19 protein-coding genes and 1 riboswitch are annotated in these 21,796 nt (G+C 52.8%); of the genes, 1 reads left to right on the top strand and 18 read right to left on the bottom strand.

The annotated features are described in order from the left end of the window. Nucleotides 1–27: 27 nt before the first annotated feature. The 12 genes from HMPREF2606_RS09815 to gcvT form a co-directional block, all read right to left on the bottom strand. Nucleotides 28–1,386: a deoxyguanosinetriphosphate triphosphohydrolase gene (locus HMPREF2606_RS09815; protein ID WP_070713522.1), complete on the bottom strand. Its 1,359-nt coding sequence runs from the start codon at nucleotides 1,384–1,386 to the stop codon at nucleotides 28–30. Nucleotides 1,387–1,442: 56 nt separating this feature from the next. Next, the gene (gene rho / locus HMPREF2606_RS09810; RefSeq protein ID WP_003748836.1) at nucleotides 1,443–2,702 is read right to left on the bottom strand and encodes a transcription termination factor Rho; all 1,260 of its coding nucleotides are present in this window, start codon (nucleotides 2,700–2,702) and stop codon (nucleotides 1,443–1,445) included. A gap of 244 nt (nucleotides 2,703–2,946) precedes the next feature. Next, nucleotides 2,947–3,849 (bottom strand): DMT family transporter, encoded by a 903-nt coding sequence (locus HMPREF2606_RS09805; RefSeq protein ID WP_070713526.1) that lies wholly within the window; start codon nucleotides 3,847–3,849, stop codon nucleotides 2,947–2,949. 82 nt (nucleotides 3,850–3,931) lie between these two features. Next, nucleotides 3,932–5,620, bottom strand: a complete 1,689-nt coding sequence (locus tag HMPREF2606_RS09800; protein ID WP_070713528.1) for a glutamine--tRNA ligase/YqeY domain fusion protein — start codon at nucleotides 5,618–5,620, stop codon at nucleotides 3,932–3,934. A 105-nt stretch (nucleotides 5,621–5,725) separates the two neighbouring features. Next, the gene (locus HMPREF2606_RS09795) at nucleotides 5,726–6,505 is read right to left on the bottom strand and encodes a DeoR/GlpR family DNA-binding transcription regulator (protein ID WP_070836822.1); all 780 of its coding nucleotides are present in this window, start codon (nucleotides 6,503–6,505) and stop codon (nucleotides 5,726–5,728) included. A 72-nt stretch (nucleotides 6,506–6,577) separates the two neighbouring features. Further along, nucleotides 6,578–7,291, bottom strand: coding sequence for a GntR family transcriptional regulator (locus HMPREF2606_RS09790; protein ID WP_003748847.1), 714 nt, complete (start codon nucleotides 7,289–7,291; stop codon nucleotides 6,578–6,580). A gap of 260 nt (nucleotides 7,292–7,551) precedes the next feature. Further along, the gene (locus tag HMPREF2606_RS09785; protein WP_070843587.1) at nucleotides 7,552–7,971 is read right to left on the bottom strand and encodes an OsmC family protein; all 420 of its coding nucleotides are present in this window, start codon (nucleotides 7,969–7,971) and stop codon (nucleotides 7,552–7,554) included. A gap of 111 nt (nucleotides 7,972–8,082) precedes the next feature. Next, nucleotides 8,083–8,892, bottom strand: a complete 810-nt coding sequence (gene thiD, locus HMPREF2606_RS09780; RefSeq protein WP_070843586.1) for a bifunctional hydroxymethylpyrimidine kinase/phosphomethylpyrimidine kinase — start codon at nucleotides 8,890–8,892, stop codon at nucleotides 8,083–8,085. 224 nt (nucleotides 8,893–9,116) lie between these two features. Continuing rightward, nucleotides 9,117–11,969 (bottom strand): aminomethyl-transferring glycine dehydrogenase, encoded by a 2,853-nt coding sequence (gene gcvP / locus HMPREF2606_RS09775; RefSeq protein ID WP_070843585.1) that lies wholly within the window; start codon nucleotides 11,967–11,969, stop codon nucleotides 9,117–9,119. Between the two features lie 55 nt (nucleotides 11,970–12,024). Next, a complete protein-coding gene (locus HMPREF2606_RS09770; RefSeq protein ID WP_070843584.1) occupies nucleotides 12,025–12,576 on the bottom strand; it encodes a DNA-3-methyladenine glycosylase I in 552 nt (183 codons plus the stop codon). A 107-nt stretch (nucleotides 12,577–12,683) separates the two neighbouring features. Continuing rightward, nucleotides 12,684–13,082 carry a glycine cleavage system protein GcvH gene (gcvH, locus tag HMPREF2606_RS09765; RefSeq protein WP_070584792.1) on the bottom strand — a complete coding sequence of 133 codons (399 nt, stop codon included), beginning with the start codon at nucleotides 13,080–13,082 and terminating at the stop codon, nucleotides 12,684–12,686. Between the two features lie 147 nt (nucleotides 13,083–13,229). Then, on the bottom strand, nucleotides 13,230–14,330 hold the full coding sequence (gcvT, locus tag HMPREF2606_RS09760) for a glycine cleavage system aminomethyltransferase GcvT (RefSeq protein WP_070843583.1): 1,101 nt from the start codon (nucleotides 14,328–14,330) through the stop codon (nucleotides 13,230–13,232). 210 nt (nucleotides 14,331–14,540) lie between these two features. After that, nucleotides 14,541–14,638: riboswitch (glycine riboswitch) on the bottom strand. Between the two features lie 206 nt (nucleotides 14,639–14,844). Here gcvT and ubiB point away from each other — a divergent pair. Continuing rightward, the gene (ubiB, locus tag HMPREF2606_RS09755; RefSeq protein ID WP_070843582.1) at nucleotides 14,845–16,356 is read left to right on the top strand and encodes a ubiquinone biosynthesis regulatory protein kinase UbiB; all 1,512 of its coding nucleotides are present in this window, start codon (nucleotides 14,845–14,847) and stop codon (nucleotides 16,354–16,356) included. A 75-nt stretch (nucleotides 16,357–16,431) separates the two neighbouring features. Here ubiB and HMPREF2606_RS09750 read toward each other — a convergent pair whose 3' ends face one another. From HMPREF2606_RS09750 to HMPREF2606_RS09725, 6 genes are all read right to left on the bottom strand, one after another. Further along, nucleotides 16,432–17,802: a chloride channel protein gene (locus HMPREF2606_RS09750; RefSeq protein ID WP_083325227.1), complete on the bottom strand. Its 1,371-nt coding sequence runs from the start codon at nucleotides 17,800–17,802 to the stop codon at nucleotides 16,432–16,434. A gap of 77 nt (nucleotides 17,803–17,879) precedes the next feature. Continuing rightward, the gene (argJ, locus tag HMPREF2606_RS09745; protein ID WP_070843580.1) at nucleotides 17,880–19,100 is read right to left on the bottom strand and encodes a bifunctional glutamate N-acetyltransferase/amino-acid acetyltransferase ArgJ; all 1,221 of its coding nucleotides are present in this window, start codon (nucleotides 19,098–19,100) and stop codon (nucleotides 17,880–17,882) included. 42 nt (nucleotides 19,101–19,142) lie between these two features. Beyond that, on the bottom strand, nucleotides 19,143–19,835 hold the full coding sequence (locus HMPREF2606_RS09740) for an LrgB family protein (protein ID WP_141762193.1): 693 nt from the start codon (nucleotides 19,833–19,835) through the stop codon (nucleotides 19,143–19,145). 5 nt (nucleotides 19,836–19,840) lie between these two features. Further along, nucleotides 19,841–20,185 carry a CidA/LrgA family protein gene (locus HMPREF2606_RS09735; protein ID WP_070843578.1) on the bottom strand — a complete coding sequence of 115 codons (345 nt, stop codon included), beginning with the start codon at nucleotides 20,183–20,185 and terminating at the stop codon, nucleotides 19,841–19,843. Between the two features lie 185 nt (nucleotides 20,186–20,370). Further along, complete coding sequence (locus tag HMPREF2606_RS09730; protein ID WP_210400408.1) at nucleotides 20,371–21,117, bottom strand: HesA/MoeB/ThiF family protein; 747 nt, start codon at nucleotides 21,115–21,117, stop codon at nucleotides 20,371–20,373. A 49-nt stretch (nucleotides 21,118–21,166) separates the two neighbouring features. Beyond that, entirely contained in the window at nucleotides 21,167–21,631 is a 465-nt protein-coding gene (locus tag HMPREF2606_RS09725; protein ID WP_004519536.1) for a cyclic pyranopterin monophosphate synthase MoaC, read from the bottom strand. Nucleotides 21,632–21,796 lie beyond the last annotated feature (165 nt).

Below are 21,796 nucleotides of genomic sequence, written 5' to 3'. Positions count from 1 at the left end.
AACTATTTGAAATTAAATAATATAAAATTAACGTAAAATCCCTACTCCTGACAAATCCTGCGCCATTTTGGCGGCGGAATTATCGGTCATGCCGCCGACAAAATCCAAAATCTTCATATAGGCCTGATACAGACTGTCTTCAGGAAGAATCGGATTGTGCTTTTTCAATAATTCCAACACCAAAGACTGGCGTGTTGCCAGCTGTTTTTCAGCAATCAGGGCATAAGCGGCAGGGACGAGTAAATCCAAGATGGAGCCTAAACATGGGAACGTGGCGATCTCGGTCAAGAGCTTGGTGTGATGGCGGAAAATCCGTGTTTGCGCCAATTCTTTCGCTTTTGCCAAAGTGTTTTGCACTTGCGGGCTACACAGAGCAAGCAAGTCTTTGCCTTTGAATGTTCCATCCAACAAGTCAGACTGATGCAGCATAAAGGTTTGCGCGACATCATCAATTGCCTTGCCGATCGCAATGCCGCGCAACATGGCGCAACGCTGACGACTGGAGCTGGCGTGCCACGCGCTTTCGGCAAAGGTCAGCTCGGACAAAATACTTTCTACTTCCGTATCCGTGAGCAAATCCAATTCGACGGCATCTTCCAAGTCCAGCAAGGCATAGCAAATATCGTCGGCGGCCTCCATCAAATAAGACAAAGGATGACGCGCCCAGCTGTCTGCTCCTGCGGAAACCAGCCCCAATTCGTCGGCAACTTGACGGATAAACGGCAACTCGGTTTGATAAATATTGAATTTTTTTCTGCCGTTCGGATGTTGCGTTGTCCACGGATACTTCAGTAATGCGCCGATGGCTGCAGCAGTCAGGCGCATTCCGCCCGCCTCGGGATACATTTCAAGGCTGGCGACGATACGCAGGCTATGCGCATTGCCTTCATAGGTTTGAATGTCGTTGCGTTCCGCTTCGTTTAATGTGTTCAGATAAATTTGATGTTCAGGCCGTCTAAACCAATCGCGCAAAGCATCTTCGCCGGTATGGCCAAACGGCGGATTGCCCAAATCATGTGCCAAACAGGCAACCTGCACCACAGCACCAATATCGCTGGGCGTATTGCCCTGCGGCAGAAAACCGCCGTTGTGCAACATCACGCCCACGCGGTTGCCCAAGCTCCTGCCCACGCTGGCAACTTCAACGCTGTGCGTCAAGCGGTTGTGCGTTAAGTCGTGCTGCGCCAACGGATGCACCTGTGTTTTACGGCCAAGGCGGCGGAAGGCTCCGGAAAAAACAACCCGGTCGTAGTCGATGTGAAAATCCGTACGCAAGGCATCTGCACCTTCCTGAGTCGAAGGGGTAACGGTCGGCACGATTTCGCCGTTTTTGGTACGGAAGCGTTGGGTGGACAATAAGTTTTGCCAATTCATTCGGATGGTCATAAAGATTCCTCAAGCAAAGTAAAGGCCGTCTGAAACATGTTCAGACGGCCTTATGCTTATTTACCGCGCATCAATTCAAAGAAATCGTCATTGTTTTTAGAGTCTTTGAGTTTGCCCACCAAAAACTCGGTCGCTTCGATTTCGTCCATAGGATGCAGGAATTTGCGCAAGAGCCACATACGTTGCAACTGATCGTTCGGCACCAGCAATTCTTCGCGGCGCGTACCGGATTTATTGATGCTGATAGCCGGGAACAGGCGTTTTTCTGCCATTCGGCGGTCAAGGTGCAATTCCATATTGCCCGTACCTTTGAACTCTTCGTAAATCACGTCGTCCATGCGGCTGCCGGTTTCAACAAGCGCCGTCGCAATAATAGTGAGCGAACCGCCCTCTTCCACATTACGCGCCGCACCGAAAAAGCGTTTCGGACGGTGCAAGGCGTTAGCATCGACACCGCCGGTCAGAATTTTGCCCGAAGTCGGCACAACGGTATTGTAGGCGCGCGCCAAACGGGTAATCGAATCCAACAGAATCACCACATCTTTTTTATGTTCGACCATGCGTTTGGCTTTTTCAATCACCATCTCGGCCACTTGTACATGGCGTTGCGCAGGCTCGTCAAACGTAGAGGAAACGACTTCGCCGCGTACAGAACGGCTCATTTCGGTCACTTCTTCCGGACGCTCGTCAATCAACAGGACAATCAGCTCGACATCGGGATAATTGGCGGTAATGGCATGGGCAATGTTTTGCAACATTACGGTTTTACCGGTTTTAGGCGGCGCCACCAACAATGCACGTTGGCCTTTACCGATTGGGGAAACCAAGTCGATGGCGCGGCCGGTCAGATTCTCTTCGGCTTTGATGTCTCGCTCAAGCTTGAATTGTTCGGTTGGGAATAAAGGCGTAAGGTTTTCAAAGAGGATTTTGTGTTTGCAGACTTCGGGCGGATCGCCGTTGATGGTATCGAGGCGGACAAGCGCGAAATAGCGCTCGTTGTCTTTAGGTACGCGCACACTGCCTTCGATGGTGTCACCGGTATGCAGATTGAAGCGGCGGATTTGCGTGGGCGAAACATAAATATCGTCAGGACCGGCAAGGTAAGAAGTATCTGCGCTGCGCAGGAAACCGAAGCCGTCGGGCAGGATTTCGAGTGTGCCGGAACAGGTAAAGCTGACATTTTGCTTCATCATCTGGCGGACGATGGCAAAAACGAGGTCTTGTTTGCGGAAACGGTTGGCGTTTTCAATGCCATGTTCTTCTGCCATTTCCAAGAGTTTGGAAATGTGGAGGGTTTGGAGTTCTGAAACGTGCATAGTATTGATATATTTTGAATGGTATCAGAGAGATGGCACAAAGGCCGTCTGAAAGTATGAAATCGTGCCGCAGGATACGGTAGATTTTTGAGAAAGTTGAATTTTAGGCAGTTGGAGGCAGGGTGTCAAATTTTTAAATCGAACGCTGAGCCGAGACCATAATCTTACCATACAATAAGATTATGGCCGGCAACAGCTTGGCAATCGCAACCCTATCGCCAAAAATCCGAGTATTTACCCAACTTCAGACGGCCCTCTGCCCGTACCGCATCAGCGTCATGCCGCCGACCGCTGCCGCACAACCCGCAACCAGCGAAATATGCAGCGGTTCGCCCAAAAACCACGCCGAAGACAGCACACCGAAAATCGGCACAAGCGTAATATACGCCGCCGCGCTGCCTGCACCCAAAGTCTTTACGCCTTCGAAATACCACGCATAGGCCAATACCGTCGCACCGATGACCAGCCACGCCAAGGCTGTCCAACCGCGCCCATCCATTGCCGCTATCGCCTCAAACGGCATTCCGTCCGTCCACAACGCCACCACCGACAACATCAACGCACCAATGAACGAAGTTGCCGTCGTTACCGTCAGCGCATCTATGCCGCGTAAAACCGCACGTCCAATTAAGGTATAAGCCGCCCAACAGACCACGCAGCCGAAAATCAGCCACTCCCCCGCCTTGATGCCGCCCGATAATACCGTCAACGGCTGCCCTTGCGTTACCACCATAATGGCACCGCCGACCGCCAGCAGCATACCCGCCAAAATCTTCGCATTTAAACGCTCGCCGAAAAACCAAGTTGCCAACAGCAACGTTAACACGGGGTTCACCGCCACGACCACCGCCGCCTTACCCGCCGGCATAGTCTGCAAACCCAGCATAAAAAACACCGCATAGCCGCACACCCCGACGGAAGCGGCCACCGTCAAACCCAGCCATTGCCGTGCCGACAAAGCCGCCAAAGTCGCAAACCTGCTGCGCGCAAACAACCAGCCCAACAACAAAATCGAAGCCAAGACAAACCGAACCGCCCCGCCCGTCAACGGCGGCAGCGACTGCCCCAGCATCCGCCCCATCGGCCAGGACGCACCCCACAACACCGCCATTCCCAGCAGTTTCAAATGTACAGAATAACGTTCCATCTCATCCCTTTATCGACAAAGGCCGTCTGAAAACCGGATTTCACGTTTTCAGACGGCCTTCAATTTAACGACTGCAAACAGATTACTTAGGCTGCCAAGAATCTTTCAGCGTAACCGTGCGGTTAAACACCGGCATATCTTTGCTGTGGTCTTTGCGGTCGGTCACAAAATAGCCGATGCGTTCAAACTGCCAACGGCTCTCCGCCGGCAAATCTTTTGCGACAGGTTCGGCGTAGGCGGTGATTTCCTTGATGGATTCTGGATTGAGGAAATCGGTAAACGGCAGATAGTTGCCGTCTTCGCCGCGCACGGCATCGGGACGCTCGACGGTAAAGAGGCGGTCGTACAGGCGGACTTTAATTTCGGCTGCGTGTTCGGCAGACACCCAGTGAATCACGCCTTTAACTTTGCGGCCTTCGGGATTTTTGCCCAAGGTATCGTGGTCGATACTGCATTTGAGTTCAACCACATTGCCCGCTGCGTCTTTTACTACTTCATCGCATTTGATGACATAGCCATGGCGCAAACGCACTTCGCCGCCGGGAATCAGGCGTTTGAAGCCTTTAGGCGGATTTTCGGCAAAGTCGTCGGCTTCGATGTAAATGGTTTGTGAAATAGGTACTTCGCGATCGCCCATTTCCTCGTGGTTCGGATGGAATGCGGCACGGCGGCTTTGGGTTTTACCGGCTTCAAAGTTGGTCAGGGTCACTTTGAGCGGGTTCAAAACCGCCATCATGCGTGGCGCAGAGTTTTCCAACTCTTCACGAATCGCACCTTCCAACACGCTCATGTCAACGATGTTTTCAGATTTGGAAATACCGGCGCGTTTGGCAAACAGGCGCAAGCCTTCGGGCGTGTAGCCGCGGCGGCGCATACCGGAAATGGTCGGCATACGCGGATCATCCCAACCGGCAACGTGGCCGTCTGAAACCAGTTGGTTCAGCTTGCGTTTGGACGTGATGGAATACAGAAGCTCCAAACGGGAAAATTCGTATTGGCGTGGACGTGTGGCGTGCGGCGCAGGAATGTTGTCCAACACCCAGTCGTACAACGGACGGTGTGCTTCAAATTCGAGTGTACACAAGGAATGCGTGATGCCCTCGATAGCATCGGAAATGCAGTGCGTGTAGTCGTACATCGGGTAGATGCACCATTTGTCACCGGTGTTGTGGTGATGGGCGCGGCGGATGCGGTAGATGACGGGGTCGCGCATATTGATGTTGCCGGATGCCATGTCGATTTTCAGGCGCAGGGTTTTGCTGCCGTCGGGGAACTCGCCGTTTTTCATGCGTGTGAACAGGTCGAGGTTTTCTTCGACGCTTCGGTCGCGGTAGGGGCTGTTTTTGCCCGCTTCGGTCAGCGTGCCGCGGTATTCGCGCATTTCTTCGGGCGTCAAATCATCCACATAGGCTTTGCCGTCTTTGATTAAACCGACGGCGTAGTCATAAAGCTGGTCGAAATAGTTGGAAGCGAAACGCGGCTCGCCCGCCCAATGAAAACCGAGCCACTCAACATCTTCTTTGATGGCATTGACGTATTCGTCGTTTTCTTTTTCGGGGTTAGTGTCATCGAAACGCAGGTTGCACAAGCCGTCATAAATATACGCCAAACCGAAGTTCAGGCAGATGGATTTGGCGTGGCCGATATGCAGATAGCCGTTCGGCTCGGGCGGGAAACGGGTTTGGATGGCTGTATGTTTGCCGCTTTTGAGGTCTTCTTCGATGATGGTGCGGATAAAGTGGTTGTCCGCGAATTGGTCTTTATTCAACATAATATTTCTTTGATGGAAAGATGATTTTCTGTTTTCAGACGGCCTGGGCATTCAATCAGGCCGTCTGAAAGGAATGGAATGATGGCTCAATTGTACCCGACTTGGCTACTTTGATACAGGGTCGGCAACCTGCCACGCCACGCCGCGCTCGTTTAGGGTTTTCTGCATGGCGGCGGATGGTGTGCGGTCGGTAAATAGCTTATCGAATGCGCCGATATCGCCCAGTCTGACCAGGGCATTGCTGTTGAACTTGCTGTGGTCGACGCCGAGATAGCGCACGCGGGCATTGTTCACCATCGCCTGCATCACGCTGACTTCCTTGTAATCGTCATCCAAAAGCGAGCCGTCGTTTTCTATGCCGTGGGTACTCATGATGGCATAGTCGACTTTGAATTGGTTGATGAAATCGACGGTCGCCACACCCGTAATACCGCCGTCCAACGGACGGACCACACCGGAAGCGATGATGACCGTGTAGTCGGTACGCGCCGCAGTGATGGAGGCGGCGTAGATGTTGTTGGTGATAATCCGCAGGTTTTTACGCTGTCTGACCAACTCGGCGGCGACGGCTTCCATGGTGGTGCCGATGCTGATAAAGAGCGAGGCATTGTCGGGAATGGTGGAAGCAATCAGCCGGGCAATGGCGTTTTTTTCCTGCTGCTGATGGTTGCGCCGCTCCTGCCCTGCCGTTACGACTGAAACGTCGCCCAAAGACGCGCCGCCGTGATAGCGTTTGAGCTGTCCGGTTTCGCTCAATTCCTGCACATCGCGGCGTATGGTTTGCGGCGTAACATCCAAATTCGCCGCCAATTCTTCCACCGTCATGAAGTTATGTTCGCGGATAAGGGTGAGGATATGTTCGTGTCTTTGGATTTTGGGTTTCATGGCGTTTTGCTTTGCAGGGATAAACCAATGGCCGTCTGAATATTTCAGACGGCCTTTTTATTGTCAAACCGATTACATTTCGAGTTTCTGTTCCAAGCGTTCGATGCACGCACTCAAGTGGCGGCGCATGACTTTGGTCACACGGTTACGCTTGCCGGCCACCAATAAATCGAGGATTTCGCGGTGTTCATGGTGCGAATTGGAATTGATGGTGCGCTTTTCTTTGCGAAGCGGATCGGAAACGGCCACAATCAGTGAGGAACGCGCGCACAAGGTATTCATGATTTCAAACAGGACATCGTTGTCCAGCAGCCGCGCCAATTCGACATGGAAGGCATTGGACAGGCGGTTCCAACCCACGCGGTCGCCGCTTTCGGAGGCTGCGCCCTCTTGCTCAATCATGGCATAAAGCGGTTGCAGACGCGTTTCCAAATCAGGCATATCGATGAGGACGCTCAAAATCATGCTTTCCATTTCGATACGCGTGTTGAACACGTCTTTCATTTCTTTCAAGTCCGGCACATGGACAAATGCGCCGCGGTTGGGCTGCAAATCGACGATTTTATCGTGCGCCAAAAGCGATAATGCGCCACGCACGGTATTGCGCGAGCAAACCATTTGCCGGCACAGCTCGGACTCGGTCAATTTTTTGCCCGGCAGCAACAGATGGTCGGTAATCCCGTCCAAAATCAATGCGTACACGCGGAAAAGCTCGGAATCGTGACGCTCTTCCAAAATAAGCGATGAAGTTGCAGGCGCAACGTTGGTATTATTTTCGTAATCCATAATGTTTCCCCAGTATTTGTGTTGAGGCGCAATGGCTTGCAGACCTGCATATTTCAGGGTTGGTTAAAATATAATTAAAAATTGTTGACAATGTTAAACGAAACTTGCACAATGAGGTCAACAAGCCAAGTTATAAAGGCTGATAGAGAGAGAGAAAAAGGAATAAAAAGCAAGCAGATATATTCATGTTAATGCGTGAATATATCTGCTTTTTTTGTGGGTAGCCGGTTCACGCTCCGGCTTTTTCCTTGAAAACCGCCCTATTCTGCTTCGACGATTTCGAAGCTGTGGCTCATTTTTGCCGCTTTGCCCAGCATAATCGATGCGGAGCAATATTTTTCGGCGGACATCTGTACGGCGCGCTCAATCGCGCTTTCTTGCAAACCCCGGCCATACACTTTGAAGTGGATATGGATTTCGGTAAACACGCGCGGCGCGGTGTCGGCGCGTTTGGCAGTCACTTCGGCACGGCAGTCGGTGATTTTTTGGCGTTGTTTCTCGGCAATCATCACCACATCGATGCTGGAACAGCCTGCTACGCCCAACAGCAGCATTTCCATCGGGCTGGGGCCGCGCTTGACTTCGCCTTCAGCCGCCACGCCTTCCATTACGACGCTGTGTCCGTTTGCCGTTGTACCGACGAAGCACATTCCGTCTATCCATTTTGAGGTAACTTGCATGGTGTCTTTTTTATCCGTAAAAGCATTAATCCGATATTGTAAACAATTTCAAGTGATAAACCTAGTCAGGCCGTCTGAAAAATACAATCAATTACAATTGGCCTAAACGCATTATTCGTCCCGATACGCCCAATGGTTGACCGGCCCGTGCCCTGCACCGATGCCCAAAGGATGGGAAATGGCGGCGGCAATATAGTTTTTTGCCGTCTGAACCGCCTCGGGAACACTAAACCCTTTTGCCAGCTCGGCAGCAATACAGGCTGAAAACGTGCAGCCTGTGCCATGCGTATGCGGCGTTGGGAAACGTTTGCTGTTCAGCTCGATGGTTTCGTTTGGCGTAAACAGCCAGTCGGTGCAATATTCGCTTTGGCTGTCGGCAAGATGGCCGCCTTTAATCACCACATTTTTCACGCCCCAATCCTGAAGAATTTTGGCGGCGCGTTCCGCATCTTGGCGGTTTTCAATATTGATGCCCGTCAAGGCCTGCGCTTCGGGCAGATTGGGGGTCAATACGTCCGTATGTGGCAGCAGCAGGCGCTTCATGGCTTCGACGGCTGAATTTTCCAACAACGGCGCACCGCCTTTGGCAATCATGACCGGATCCAACACGCGTTTGCCGAAGTCGCATTCGGCGGTTTGTTCCACCACGCATTCGATGATTTCCGCCGTACCCAGCATGCCGATTTTATAGGCGCGGATTTGGAAATCTTCCTGAATCGCGGCAATTTGTGCGGCAATCATGTCGGTCGGTATCGGATGCACTGCCGATACGCCCAAAGTATTTTGTGCGGTAACCGCGGTCAGTACGCTGGTACCGAACACGCCGCGCATCTGAAATGTCTTCAAATCCGCCTGTATACCCGCGCCGCCGCCGGAATCTGAGCCGGCAATCGTCAGCGTTTGAATAAAAAGTTCGTCCATCATATCCTCCTGTTTTCAGACGGCCTTTTGCTTATCGTTATGGGAAGCTGTTTTGGTTTTCTCCGCAAACAAAGGCATGCGCCGTTTATCTTTCCGAAAGTCTTATTTGTTGTTTTACCCAAAACAAACGTACGTTCTCGGGCGGAATATCTTAACAAACAAAAGGCCATCTGAAAACTATTTTCATTTTCAGACGGCCTGTTCAATTTTAAACCTATTCAGGCTTATTCTTCGTATGCGTCAATCGGCAAGCAGGAGCAAACCAGATTGCGGTCGCCATACACTTCATCTACCCGTTTAACGCTCGGCCAGAATTTGTGTTCGCGGACGAACGGCAATGGGAAGACGGCTTCTTCGCGGGAGTACGGATGCGCCCATTCGCCGGTTACGTCGGATGCGGTATGCGGAGCGTTCACCAGCGGATTATCCTCTTTCGGCCATTCGCCGCGCTCGACTTTCAGCACTTCCTGTTTAATTTGTTTCAGGGCGGCGATGAAGCGGTCGAGTTCGGCTTTGCTTTCGCTCTCAGTCGGTTCGATCATCAGCGTGCCGGCAACAGGGAAGGAAACCGTCGGCGCGTGGAAGCCGTAGTCCATCAGGCGTTTGGCGATGTCGGTTTCAGTGATGCCGCTTTCGGCTTTGAGTGGACGCAAATCAACGATACATTCGTGCGCGACGCGGCCGTTTTTGCCTGTATACAGAATCGGATAGTCTTCGCTCAGACGTTTGGCAACGTAGTTGGCATTGAGCAATGCCCAGCGTGTTGCCTGTTCCATGCCTTGTTTGCCCATCATGGTCAGGTACATCCAAGTAATCGGCAGGATGGACGCAGAACCGAAGGCCGCAGCAGCAACGGCGGTTTGGTCGGCACTGGCGCTGTGGGTGTCGGTCAAAGCGTGTCCCGGTGCAAACGGGGCAAGGTGGGCTTTCAAACCGATAGGGCCGACGCCCGGACCGCCGCCGCCGTGAGGGATACAGAAGGTTTTGTGCAGGTTCATGTGCAACACGTCCGCGCCGACTTCGGCAGGCTGCATGATGCCGATTTGGGCGTTGAGGTTGGCGCCGTCCATGTAAACCTGTCCGCCGTTTTCATGGATGATGCGACAGATGTCGCGGATGCCTTCTTCGTACACGCCGTGGGTGGACGGGTAAGTAATCATGATAGCGGACAAAGCGTCGCGGTATTGCTCGGCTTTGGCTTTCAAATCGTCGATGTTGACGTTGCCGTGTTCGTCGGTATCGACAACGACGACTTTCAAACCCAGCATGGCCGCAGTCGCAGGGTTGGTGCCGTGGGCTGATTTTGGAATCAGACAGATGTTGCGGTGTCCCTCGCCGTTGGCTTCTTGATAGCGGCGGATGGAGAGCATGCCGCTGTATTCGCCCTGCGCGCCGGAGTTGGGCTGGAAGGAAATCGCGTCAAAGCCGGTGATGGCTTTCAGGCTGTTTTCCATATCGGTCAAAAGCGCGCGGTAGCCTGCGGCTTGGTCTTTTGGGGCGTAGGGGTGGATGTCGGTGAACTCTGCCCAGGTAATCGGCAACATTTCCGCAGTCGCATTGAGCTTCATGGTGCAGCTACCGAGCGAAATCATGCTGCGGTTCATCGCCAAGTCGCGGTCTTCGAGTTTTTTCAGGTAGCGCAACATTTCGTGTTCGGTGTGGTAACTGTTGAACACAGGATGTTGCAGAATATCGTCTTGACGCAGCAATTCGGCATTCAGACGGCCTTTGACGTCATCGGCAAATGTGAACGTATCTTTGCCGGTAAACGCGCGGTACAAATCGACCAAATCTTCGTATGCCGACGTTTCATGGAACGCAGCCGCAACTTGAGTATTGTTAACGCGGCGCAGGTTGTAACCTGATTCCAAAGCAGCGGTAAACACTTGGTCTGCTTTCTCTTTGCTGCCGAAATCAACGGTAACGGTATCGAAGAAGACCTTGTGAACCACATTCAGGCCGTCTGAAACCAGCGCATCGGCAAAGGCAGAAGCCAGCGCATGAATGCGGTTGGCAATGCGTTTCACGCCTTCAGGGCCGTGGTAAACGGCATACATACCGGCCAAGTTCGCCAGCAATGCTTGTGCGGTACAAATATTGGATGTCGCTTTTTCGCGGCGGATGTGTTGCTCGCGGGTGGACAAGGCCATGCGCAAGGCAGGTTTGCCCGATGCGTCTTTGGATACACCGATAATACGGCCTGGGGCAGAACGTTTGAACTCATCTTTAAACGCGAAATAAGCAGCGTGCGGACCACCGAAGCCCATCGGTACGCCGAAGCGCTGGGTGTTGCCCAAAGCAATATCTGCGCCCAGTTCAGCCGGAGACTTCAGCAAAACCAAGCTCATGATGTCGGCGGCAACGGCCACGATTGTGCCTTTGGCTTTCAGACGGCCGATAACGTCCTGCAAGTCTTGTACGTCGCCGTCTTTGCCGACGTATTGGAACAGCGCGCCGAAGTATTCACCTTCGTCGGCTTGGGCAAAATCGCCGACCACCAGTTCAAAGCCAAAATATTTGGCGCGGGTTTTCATCACGTCCAAAGTTTGCGGATATACGCGCGCATCCACAAAGAAACGCTCGGATTTCACTTTGCCCACGCGGTGCGCCATCGCCATCGCTTCGGCGGCGGCAGTTGCCTCGTCCAGCAAAGACGCGCCTGCCACAGGGAAACCGGTCAAATCGATACACACTTGTTGGAAGTTTAACAACGCTTCCAAACGACCTTGGGCAATCTCCGCCTGATACGGAGTGTAGGCGGTATACCAACCCGGATTTTCCAATACGTTACGCAAAATCACATTCGGCACGCGGGTCGGGTAATAGCCCAAACCGATATAGGATTTGTTGATCACGTTTCTCGACGCAATGCCTTTCAATTTCGCCAACGCGTCCGCCTCGGTCAAAGCCTCGGGCAAATCGAGTTCGGACGGCATACAGATGCTTTGCGGCACGGTATTGCCGACAAAATCGTCCATGCTCTTCTCGCCGAGCGCTTCCAAAAGCGCAGCCTCGTCGCCAAAGCTCAAATGGCGCGCGGCAAATTCGTTCGGGTTGAACAATTCAGATAGTTTCATTTCTACTCCTTCGGTGTTATCGATATCAACACTGTTTTTTCTTGCAGATGTTGTTTCAGACGGCCTCCGCCCATTTTGGACGACATGCCAATATTTCCCTATAAACCGGACAGGTTTCCACATGCGCGCCGGGCAGGTAGCCTGTACTCATCAGAAATTCGCCGACGATTTCGCCGCCGACAAATTTGAAATGTTTTTTAAACAGCTTCACCCATTCAGCCTTGTCGAGCGGATGGTTCGCATCCAGCCAGTTTTTGAATGAGCCGTATTCTTGCTGTATTTGTTTGATTTGTCGCGCGTTATAAATGGCTGCGTTGATTTTCATGCGGTTGCGGACGATGCCTGCATCGGCAAGCAGCCGCTCAATATCGGCTTCGTCAAATGCGGCGACCGTATCGATGTCAAAACCTTTAAATGCCGTCTGAAATGCCTGCTGCTTCTTCAGCATCAGCGTCCAGCTCAATCCTGCCTGATTGATTTCCAACACCAGCCGCTCAAACAATTCATTGTCGTCCTCAATCGGAAAACCGTATTGCGTGTCGTGATAATGTTTGTTGGGATTGTCCGTATCGTCAGGAAGCGTGTCGACAAATTCGCAGTAATTCATGTTTGCTGAGGAAAAATTGAAACAAAGGCCGTCTGAAAGCATTTTTCAGACGACCTAAGACCTGCAATATCAAACAGATGAAAAACCTGTTTGGATGTTTGCAAAAATCAAGCTACTTCGCCTGCGTATTGTTCGGCAGTCAGCAGACCGTCGTAATCGGCAGGGTTGACAGGTTTGATTTTGAAGAACCAGCCTGCTCCGTAAGGATCGCTGTTGGCAGTTTCCGGAGCGCTTGGCAAATCTTCGTTGACGGCAACGATTTCGCCTGCAATCGGAGCGTATACGTCAGATGCGGCTTTTACAGACTCAACCACACCGGCTTGCTCTTCGGCAGCCAGGTTTGCGCCGACTTCTGGCAGCTCGACAAACACGATGTCGCCCAACAGCTCTTGCGCGTGATGGGTAATGCCAACGGTGATGGTGCCGTCTTCTTCAAGGCGCAGCCATTCGTGGCTGGCAACGTATTTCAGTTCTGCTGGGATGTTGCTCATGGTTTGATACTCCATTGATAGGGGGTTATTTTCAGACGGCATCTGCATGAATCAATATCCACAGATGCCTTGTTCAATGCTTTCTACAAACGTCCGTATCGGACGACAATTAAAACCTGCTTTCAGACGGCCCTTAACAAATAAAGGCCGTCTGAACCGATATTAATCAAACTGTTTTTGACCGTTGCGGACAAACGGCAGCTTCAGTACGCGTACGTCCACTTCCTTGCCGCGAATCAGGACTTTGGCGGTATCGCCGTCAAAATCTTTCGGTACGCGGGCGATGGCGATGGATTGTTTCAGGCTGGGCGAGAATACGCCGCTGGTGGTTTCGCCTTGGCCTTTATCGGTCAACACTTCCATATGCGCGCGCAGGATGCCGCCTTTTTCGAGCAACAGGCCGACCTGTTTCACGGCAACGCCTTTTTCTTTCAATGCCACCAATGCGGCTTTACCGACGAAATCGCGGCTTTCGTCTTTCAAATCAACGGTCCAACCCATGCCTGCTTCGAGCGGGCTGGTATTGTCGTCCATATCGTTGCCATAGAGGTTCATACCGGCCTCCATGCGCAGGGTGTCGCGTGCGCCGAGCCCGCAAGGCTGTACGCCTGCTGCTTGCAGGGCTTTGAAGAATGCGACGGCTTCGGTACCCGGCAGAATCACTTCGACGCCGTCTTCGCCGGTATAGCCTGTACGGGCGACAAACCAGTCGTTGCCCAAGTCTGCACCTTGGAACGGTTTGAGGCCGTGAATCACGTCCGCCCATTCAGGTTTGACGGTCAGGAGTTTTTCGATGGCTTTCGGGCCTTGTACGGCAAGCATACCGAGGTCGTAGCGCGGATTGAAGGCAACGCCGAACTCTTGTCCGACTTTGTGGAATTGCGCCGTATCTTTTTCGCGGGTCGCGCCGTTGGACACGATGCGGTATTGGGTTTCGGCTTCATTGGTGCGGTAAACGATCAAGTCGTCAATCACGCCGCCGTTGTCGTTGAGCAAAGCAGAATAAAGGGCTTTGCCGACAAAAGCGAGTTTGGCGACATCGTTGGCAATCAATTTGCGGAAAAAGGCTTTGGCATTTGCGCCTGCTACGTCGGTAACGAGCATATGGGATACGTCAAACATACCGGCGTCGGTGCGCACGGCTTCGTGTTCGGCGATTTGTGAACCATAATGGATGGGCAGCTCCCAGCCGGCAAAATCTACCAGCTTCGCGCCTGCATCTTGATGGGCTTGATGAAATGGGGTGGTTTTCAGAGCAGTCATTCTCAAGTTTCTCCGGATTTTTTGTTCAGATGCCGCCCGCGCACCTGTGCGCGGATGACCCTATCTGTCCTTGGACCTGAGATTTTCGGCCGTATCCGCATGACGGCAAACCAGTCTGCTCACTGCTTTGCGCGGTTGTCTGAATGGTGGTTCAGACGGCCTTCTCCCCTTCGGTGGACGTTATTCTAACGCCGCTCTCCAGATTGTTTGTTTCAATGTGCAGTCCCTGATACCTGAGCGATTTAAGGGTGTCTGCGCCTTCGGTGGTTACATTGTAGTTGGGTGTAACACTCTCCTGCACATTTCCCGATTATGTCTTGAATCGGCGGTTTGGGCAAGTAGCCGATGAATATTTATGATGTGAATATCCGTCTTTTTATTGGAGCGGCAAAACTTGAGCCTTTATCAAATTGTTAGCTATGCGGCAAATGTTTTTGCAAAAGTCTCAGGCCGTCTGAAGCCCTTACCCGTTTTTCCTATATAATTCTGTTTTTTCGATTTATCTGCGTCCATCATGAACCGCCTCAAACGCATCAAAACCATCCTCTGCACGCTCTACCGCTACCGCCTTGCCGAGCTGATTGCCTCGCTGGTCCGTCCGGGTTGGGCGCGGACTTTCCTCAATATGCTGCCGCAGTCGTCCAAGTTCAAACACGAGATGCCTGCCGTGCGCCTGCGTTTGGCTTTGGAAAGCCTGGGGCCGATTTTCATCAAATTCGGACAGGTTTTGTCCACGCGCCCCGATTTGATTCCGCATGATTACGCGGTCGAACTGGCAAGGCTGCAAGACAAAGTGCCGCCGTTTGACTCGCAACTTTCACGCTCGCAAATCGAAAAATCGCTGGGCCAATCCATCGACACTTTATACGCAGAATTTGAAACCGAGCCTGTCGCCAGCGCGTCTATCGCCCAGGTACACAAAGCCCGCCTGCATTCGGGCGAACAGGTCGCAGTGAAAGTCTTGCGCCCCAACCTTTTGCCCGTTATCGAGCAGGATTTGTCGCTGATGCGCTTTGGTGCAGGCTGGGTGGAGCGTTTGTTTTCAGACGGCAAGCGTTTGAAGCCGCGTGAAGTGGTGGCCGAATTTGACAAATACCTGCACGACGAATTGGATTTGATGCGCGAAGCCGCCAATGCGAGCCAGCTCGGTCGCAATTTCCAAAACAGCAATATGCTGATTGTGCCTAAGGTGTTTTACGACTACTGCACCAGCGATGTGCTGACCATCGAATGGATGGACGGCACACCGGTATCAGATATTGCCAAACTCAAAGCCGACGGCATTGATTTGCACAAACTTGCCGATTACGGCGTGGAAATCTTCTTCACGCAAGTATTCCGCGACGGCTTTTTCCATGCGGATATGCACCCCGGCAACATTCTGGTCGCCGCCGACAACCGCTACATCGCCCTCGATTTCGGCATCGTCGGCACGCTGACCGATTACGACAAACGCTATCTTGCCATCAACTTCCTCGCCTTTTTCAACCGCGACTACCACCGCGTCGCCACTGCCCACATCGAATCAGGTTGGGTGCCTGCCGACACGCGCGCGGAAGAATTGGAAGCTGCTGTCCGCGCCGTGTGTGAGCCTGTGTTCAACAAACCAATTTCGCAGATTTCCTTCGGCTTGGTGCTGATGCGCCTGTTTGAAGTCAGCCGCCGCTTCAATGTCGAAATCCAACCGCAACTTGTATTGCTGCAAAAAACGCTGCTCAACATCGAAGGCTTGGGTCGCCAACTCGATCCCGATTTGGACTTGTGGAAAACCGCCAAACCGTTTTTGGTGCGCTGGATGAACGAACAGGTCGGCCCCAAAGCCCTTTGGCGCAACCTCAAAAACGAAGCCCCCGACTGGGCGCAAATCATCCCTTCCCTGCCGCGCAAAATCAATGCGTTGGTTGATGAAAACCGCCAGCAGGAAATGCGCGATGCCTATGTGCATTTGGTCAAAGTGCAACAACGCCAAAGTTTGTGGCTGGGTATGATTGCGGTTGTTTTATTGCTGATTTTGCTGTTTAAATAAACCGCAATACAAATTTAAACGACATATAAAAGGCCGTCTGAAATTTAGTTTTCAGACGGCCTTTTTTATGCCTATCTATTCTTTTTTCTCATGCGGAACATGTCCGCTTTCGGCTTCGATATGCCGTCTGAAGCGCAAACCTGCGGCATGGTAAAACGGATGCGGCGAGAATTGGCGCGATACTTGCGAAGCGAAGATGCAAGTCAGCAGCATCCAAAACAACAAATTCTGTCCGCCTGTCATTTCCATTACCACCACGGCGGCGGTCAACGGCGATTGGGTCGCGGCGGCAAGGAATGCGGCCATGCAGAGCAAAACCGCGACATTGGACGCGTCGCCCAGTTGTGCGAAAGAAGCCATGTGTTCACCTATCATCGCGCCGATGGTTAACGACGGCGTGAAGATGCCGCCGGGAATGCCTGCCCAATAGCTGAACACGGTTGCCGCCCATTTTGCGGCGGCCAAGCCGAACGGCGCTTCATACGCGCCTTTGAGTGCGGCTGCGGCTTCGTGATAGCCCGTGCCATAGGTTTTACCTTGATAAAACGTACCGAGCAGTGCCAGCAAGATACCCATCACAAAGGCGACCACCAACAAATGACGGCGGATGAAACTGCGCCAGCGTACCGGCGCGAATGCCGCCGCGCCGCGATACAAAAAGCTACCGAACAATCCGCCTGCCACGCCGCAGGCTATACCCGACACCGCGGCCCACATCAGCATGTTTGGCAGCTCATGCCCTTGAAACCCTGAGAAATACGGGTTATTGCCCTGTATCGCCACTTGAATGAAACCGGCCGCCAACACGCCCATCAGGATTTGGCGTTCCCAACGCAAAATCACGCCGCGCCCCAATTCTTCGATGGCAAAGACCACACCGGCCAAAGGTGCGTTAAACGCCGCCGCCAAACCGCCGGCCGCACCGGCGGCAATCAAATCGTTTTCCTGCATGCCCCTAAACGCCAGCCCGTGCTTTTTACACCATGCGCCCCAAGCGTTCATGACCGCCGAACCCACTTGTACAGACGGCCCTTCCCTGCCGACAGACGCGCCCAACAGCATGGCGCAAAACGTCAGCGGAATTTTGAAAAAGGTTTCGCCCAGACGAATCAAACGGGTTTTCTGCGCACCATAAGGCAAAGACAAAGAAGCGATGACCTGAGGGATACCACTGCCGGAAGTGTACGGCGCAAATTTACGCGTAAACCATGCTAAAAGCGGCAAACCCAGCGGCAAAGCCACCCACGCAAACCACGGATATTTTCCCACCAGCAATGCGTTCCATTCCAAAGCCAAATCTGCCAAGTACGCAAACATCAAAGCCGTCAGGGCAACCAGTGCCGAGCCTGCCAGCAAAAACAGAAGGGCAATGCTCTTTTTCGACAGGCGTTTGGTTTGGCGGATTTTGTGGGCGAGGCGCGCCGCCCAAGTCTGGGGAAATTTCATCATAAACACGCAGTCAATGTGTTCAGACGGCCTTGATACTTTGCTCAAAAGCCGTCTGAACACAAGGATAAAGGTTTTTAAGAACGGTAATCCGCGTTAATCGACACATACTCGTGCGACAAATCGCAGGTATAGACAACTGCCTCCGTATCGCCGCGTTGCAAATCGATGTGGACGGTGATTTCCGGACGGTTCATCACGGCTTGCCCTGCTTCTTCGGTATAGCTTTCCGCACGGCCGCCGTTTTCGGCCACCAACACGTCATCCAGCCACATTTTCAAAGCATCGACGTCCAAGTCTTCAATACCGGCATAGCCGACGGCGGCCAACAGACGGCCCAAGTTCGGGTCGGAGGCAAAGAAAGCGGTTTTCACCAAAGGCGAATGGGCAACGGCATAAGCCACTTTGCGCGCCTCTTCGCGGGTTTTCGCGTTTTGTACTTCAATCGTGATGAACTTGGTCGCACCCTCGCCATCACGGATAATCGCCTGCGCCAATTCCAAAGCCAGCGAACCGAGCAAGGCTTTAAGCTGGGCATAGCGCGGATCGGCGGTATTGTCGATTTCGCTCTGACCGCAACGGCCTGTCGCCATAATCACGAAGCTGTCGTTGGTGCTGGTATCGCCGTCCACGGTAATCGTATTGAAACTTTCGTCTGCGATTTCTTGCGTCATCAGCTGCAAAATCGGCTGGGACACTTTGGCATCGGTGGCGATAAACGACAACATGGTCGCCATGTTCGGATGAATCATGCCCGAACCTTTGGCGATGCCGGTGGCGCGGACTGTGTGTTTTTCGCCGACCAGGCCTGTGCGTGAAGCAGCTTTCGGTACAGTATCCGTCGTCATGATGGCACGCGCCGCGTCCGACCAAAATGCAGGGCGCACTTGCGGCAAAGCGGCCACGATTTTATCCACAGGCAAGGGTTCCAAAATCACGCCGGTTGAAAACGGCATAATCTGATTGGATTGGCAGCCGACCTGCTCCGCCGCCGCCGCGCACACTTTAATCGCGTCCAGACGGCCTTGTGCGCCGGTACCCGCATTGGCATTGCCCGTATTGATGACTAAGGCACACACGCCGTCTTGGTCAAACAGATGCGACTTGGCGATATGCACCGGTGCGGCGCAGAAACGATTTTGCGTAAACACCGCGCCCACCGTATGGCCGCCGCCCAACACCATCAGCGTCAAATCATCGCGGTCTTGTTGCTTGATGCCGGCACGACCTGTAAACAGACGGATGCCGTCGATTTCCAACAATTCGTCTGCACGTTTTTCAGTCAAATTTACAGCCATATCATTTTCTCCTGTTTACACTATTTTCAGACGGCCTAAACGCTATACGCCCAATAAGGGAATCAAGATAGGCACCAATATCGCCGTCAACACGCCGTTGAGCGTCAAGCCCAAGCCGGCATAGGCGGCCATACGGCGGCCGTATTCCAAAGACGCCGCAATACCCATCGCATGCGAGGCCGTACCCAAAGACATCCCCACTGAAGAAGGCATATACAACGTCCCTTTCAACACTTTATATCCGGCCATCTGTCCAAAAAGCCCGGCAATAATCACCGTTGCCGCCGTAATCGCCGGAATACCGCCGACCGATGCCGTGATTTCAATCGCAATCGGGTTGGTTACCGATTTGGAAGCCAACGACAAAACCACATCGTGCGAAGCGCCCAGCCATTTGGCAAAATACACGCCCGTAACAATGCCTGTCACGCTGCCCGCCAACTGCGACAGCACCACCGGCAACCACTGGCTGCGGATACGGTCCCAATTTCGATAAAGCGGCACCGCCAGCAACACGACTGCCGGTTTCAGCCAAAAATCAATAAATTGCGAAGCAGAATGGTACAGCTCGTAATCAATGGAAAATACCTTCAAATACCCCATCAACACCAGCGTACTGATCAATACCGGATTACACAGCACATTCCCCGTGCGCGCCCGAATCTGCACCGCCAAAGCATACACGGCCAAAGTCAGGAACAGCATGACCGAGGGCATACGCAACAGCCCGTCTATATTCATCACATCCACCTCCTGACCCACTCATGCACTTTGCCGGTCACCAACAATACGCACACCGTACTGCCGATCGTGGCCGTCAAAATCGAAAACCTGTCGTTTGCAATCACATCCAAATAGCTGATGACGGCCACGCAAGGCGGCACCAAAAACAAAGTCAGGTTTGCCATCAAAATGTCTGCCAGCTCTCCCACCCAAGACAATTTGACCCAGCCTGCCTGAAGCGCGGCAAACAGCAAAGCCATGCCGACAATACTGCCCGGCAGCTTCAACCCCAAAATCCAAACGGTTGCCTCGCCCAAAGCCAGGCAACCCAATACCACCAATAAGGCACGAATAATATTCATTAAGCCGGTTTCTCCTTATCCTTTTTCAGACGGCCTCAAAAAATTTATTAATCATTGAATCATATCGTGCCACAGGCCGTCTGAAAAGGGAAGAAACGCCTTCCTTCAAGTTTAATGAAAGATAAGTATGATTACTCTAGCGGGTTGCTTAGGCAATGTCGAAACCCCTACCCTGCTTTTTGTCTTTAACGGCCGCCGCAAACCGGGCATTCGGGATTGTGTCTCACCCCGTATTGCTGCCATTTTCCGCTCAACGCGTTATAGGTAGAAAGTTTGCCGTGCGACGGCGTACCGATACCGATCAGCACTTTAAGCGCTTCGGCGGCTTGGGTCGTTCCGATAACGCCGACCAATGGCGAAAAAACGCCGAACAATGCACAAGCGCCGTCGCTGGCTTGTTCGCCGTCAAACAGGCAGGCATAGCAGGGCGTATCGGGAAGATCGGGACGGTACACGGCGATTTGTCCGTCAAAGCCGACGGCCGCGGCGGAAACCAAAGGCGTGCGCGTGGCAACGGCGGCGCGGTTGACCGCCTGGCGCGTGGGATAATTGTCGGAACAATCAAGGACGATGTCGGCGGTGTTTGCCAATTCGACAAGCTTGGCCTCATCGAGAAATTCGGCCATGGCGGTAATGTGTGTTTGGCTATTGATCTGTTTCAGACGGCCTTGCATGACCAAAGCCTTGTTTTTACCGATGTCGGCTTCGGTAAACGTGATTTGGCGTTGAAGATTGGTCTCGTCGATGGTATCGGCATCGGCAATCGTCAGGCTGCCGATGCCGGCGGCGGCAAGATACGGCAAGGCCGCCGCACCCAGCCCGCCGCAACCGACAACGAGCACATGGGCGGACAAGAGTTTTTCTTGGCCTTCGATACCGATTTCGTCAAGCAAGATATGGCGGCTGAACCGCAAGAGTTGTTGATCGTTCATCATAATAATAAGGCCGTCTGAAATCCAATGTTCAGACGGCCTGAATGGTTTAGAAATTAATATTTTCGTATGCGTTGTCAAACAGGAAAGGACGGCCTTCGCTGCTGGTTTCGGATTCGAGGCGGATGCCGCTGAGCATCATATTGCGGTCAACGTCTTTCATCATGTCGTAAACGCTCAAGAGCGCCAAATTGAGGCCGGTCAGGGCTTCGGTGGCAATGCTGCCGTTGCTGTTCGCTTGGACGGTCAGCGTGGCCTTCAGGCAGGCCAGCTCAACGTTAATATCGAAATCAACCTGCACGCCGATGATGCGACCAGGCAGGTGCAGCGGAATCAGGTTGGCGGTCTGTTTGATGCTCTGAATGGCGGCAACGCGGGCGATGGTCAGGATACTTGCCTTTTCGGTGGCATTCTCTATCAACACCCGTATCGCCTGCTGGCTCATGTTGACGGTGCCGACGGCGACGGCGGTGTGTTGTTCAGGAAAATCGGGCTGGTTGGGGAATTCGATCATGGGGTTCTCGCCTCTGTTTGGATAGTCAATATTTTACGGCATTTTACAGACACCGGCCACGCGGCGGATACGGACGGCTGTTTTCCGGTTTGAAATGTATCGGACGGCAGCATTGGCAGTTTACAAAAATTTGCTATACAATGGATTCAGGACAAACCCAAATTA

The organism is Neisseria sp. HMSC070H10, from assembly GCF_001837635.1.
Lineage (GTDB): Bacteria > Pseudomonadota > Gammaproteobacteria > Burkholderiales > Neisseriaceae > Neisseria > Neisseria subflava_A.
The sequence above is the reverse complement of the archived record's forward strand: the minus strand, read 5'-3'. Positions and strand labels throughout refer to the sequence as shown.

Bases quoted from the DNA above. Each gene is read 5' to 3' on its own strand.
- HMPREF2606_RS09795 (WP_070836822.1), bottom strand. From the start codon at position 6,505: ATGAAACCCAAAATCCAAAGACACGAACATATCCTCACCCTTATCCGC.
- HMPREF2606_RS09730 (WP_210400408.1), bottom strand. From the start codon at position 21,117: ATGAACGATCAACAACTCTTGCGGTTCAGCCGCCATATCTTGCTTGAC.
- HMPREF2606_RS09750 (WP_083325227.1), bottom strand. From the start codon at position 17,802: ATGAAATTTCCCCAGACTTGGGCGGCGCGCCTCGCCCACAAAATCCGC.
- HMPREF2606_RS09735 (WP_070843578.1), bottom strand. From the start codon at position 20,185: ATGAATATTATTCGTGCCTTATTGGTGGTATTGGGTTGCCTGGCTTTG.
- ubiB (WP_070843582.1), top strand. From the start codon at position 14,845: ATGAACCGCCTCAAACGCATCAAAACCATCCTCTGCACGCTCTACCGC.
- HMPREF2606_RS09815 (WP_070713522.1), bottom strand. From the start codon at position 1,386: ATGACCATCCGAATGAATTGGCAAAACTTATTGTCCACCCAACGCTTC.
- HMPREF2606_RS09725 (WP_004519536.1), bottom strand. From the start codon at position 21,631: ATGATCGAATTCCCCAACCAGCCCGATTTTCCTGAACAACACACCGCC.
- argJ (WP_070843580.1), bottom strand. From the start codon at position 19,100: ATGGCTGTAAATTTGACTGAAAAACGTGCAGACGAATTGTTGGAAATC.
- HMPREF2606_RS09785 (WP_070843587.1), bottom strand. From the start codon at position 7,971: ATGCAAGTTACCTCAAAATGGATAGACGGAATGTGCTTCGTCGGTACA.
- gcvP (WP_070843585.1), bottom strand. From the start codon at position 11,969: ATGAAACTATCTGAATTGTTCAACCCGAACGAATTTGCCGCGCGCCAT.
- HMPREF2606_RS09800 (WP_070713528.1), bottom strand. From the start codon at position 5,620: ATGTTGAATAAAGACCAATTCGCGGACAACCACTTTATCCGCACCATC.
- gcvH (WP_070584792.1), bottom strand. From the start codon at position 13,082: ATGGAGTATCAAACCATGAGCAACATCCCAGCAGAACTGAAATACGTT.
- HMPREF2606_RS09790 (WP_003748847.1), bottom strand. From the start codon at position 7,291: ATGGATTACGAAAATAATACCAACGTTGCGCCTGCAACTTCATCGCTT.
- thiD (WP_070843586.1), bottom strand. From the start codon at position 8,892: ATGGACGAACTTTTTATTCAAACGCTGACGATTGCCGGCTCAGATTCC.
- rho (WP_003748836.1), bottom strand. From the start codon at position 2,702: ATGCACGTTTCAGAACTCCAAACCCTCCACATTTCCAAACTCTTGGAA.
- gcvT (WP_070843583.1), bottom strand. From the start codon at position 14,330: ATGACTGCTCTGAAAACCACCCCATTTCATCAAGCCCATCAAGATGCA.
- HMPREF2606_RS09805 (WP_070713526.1), bottom strand. From the start codon at position 3,849: ATGGAACGTTATTCTGTACATTTGAAACTGCTGGGAATGGCGGTGTTG.
- HMPREF2606_RS09770 (WP_070843584.1), bottom strand. From the start codon at position 12,576: ATGAATTACTGCGAATTTGTCGACACGCTTCCTGACGATACGGACAAT.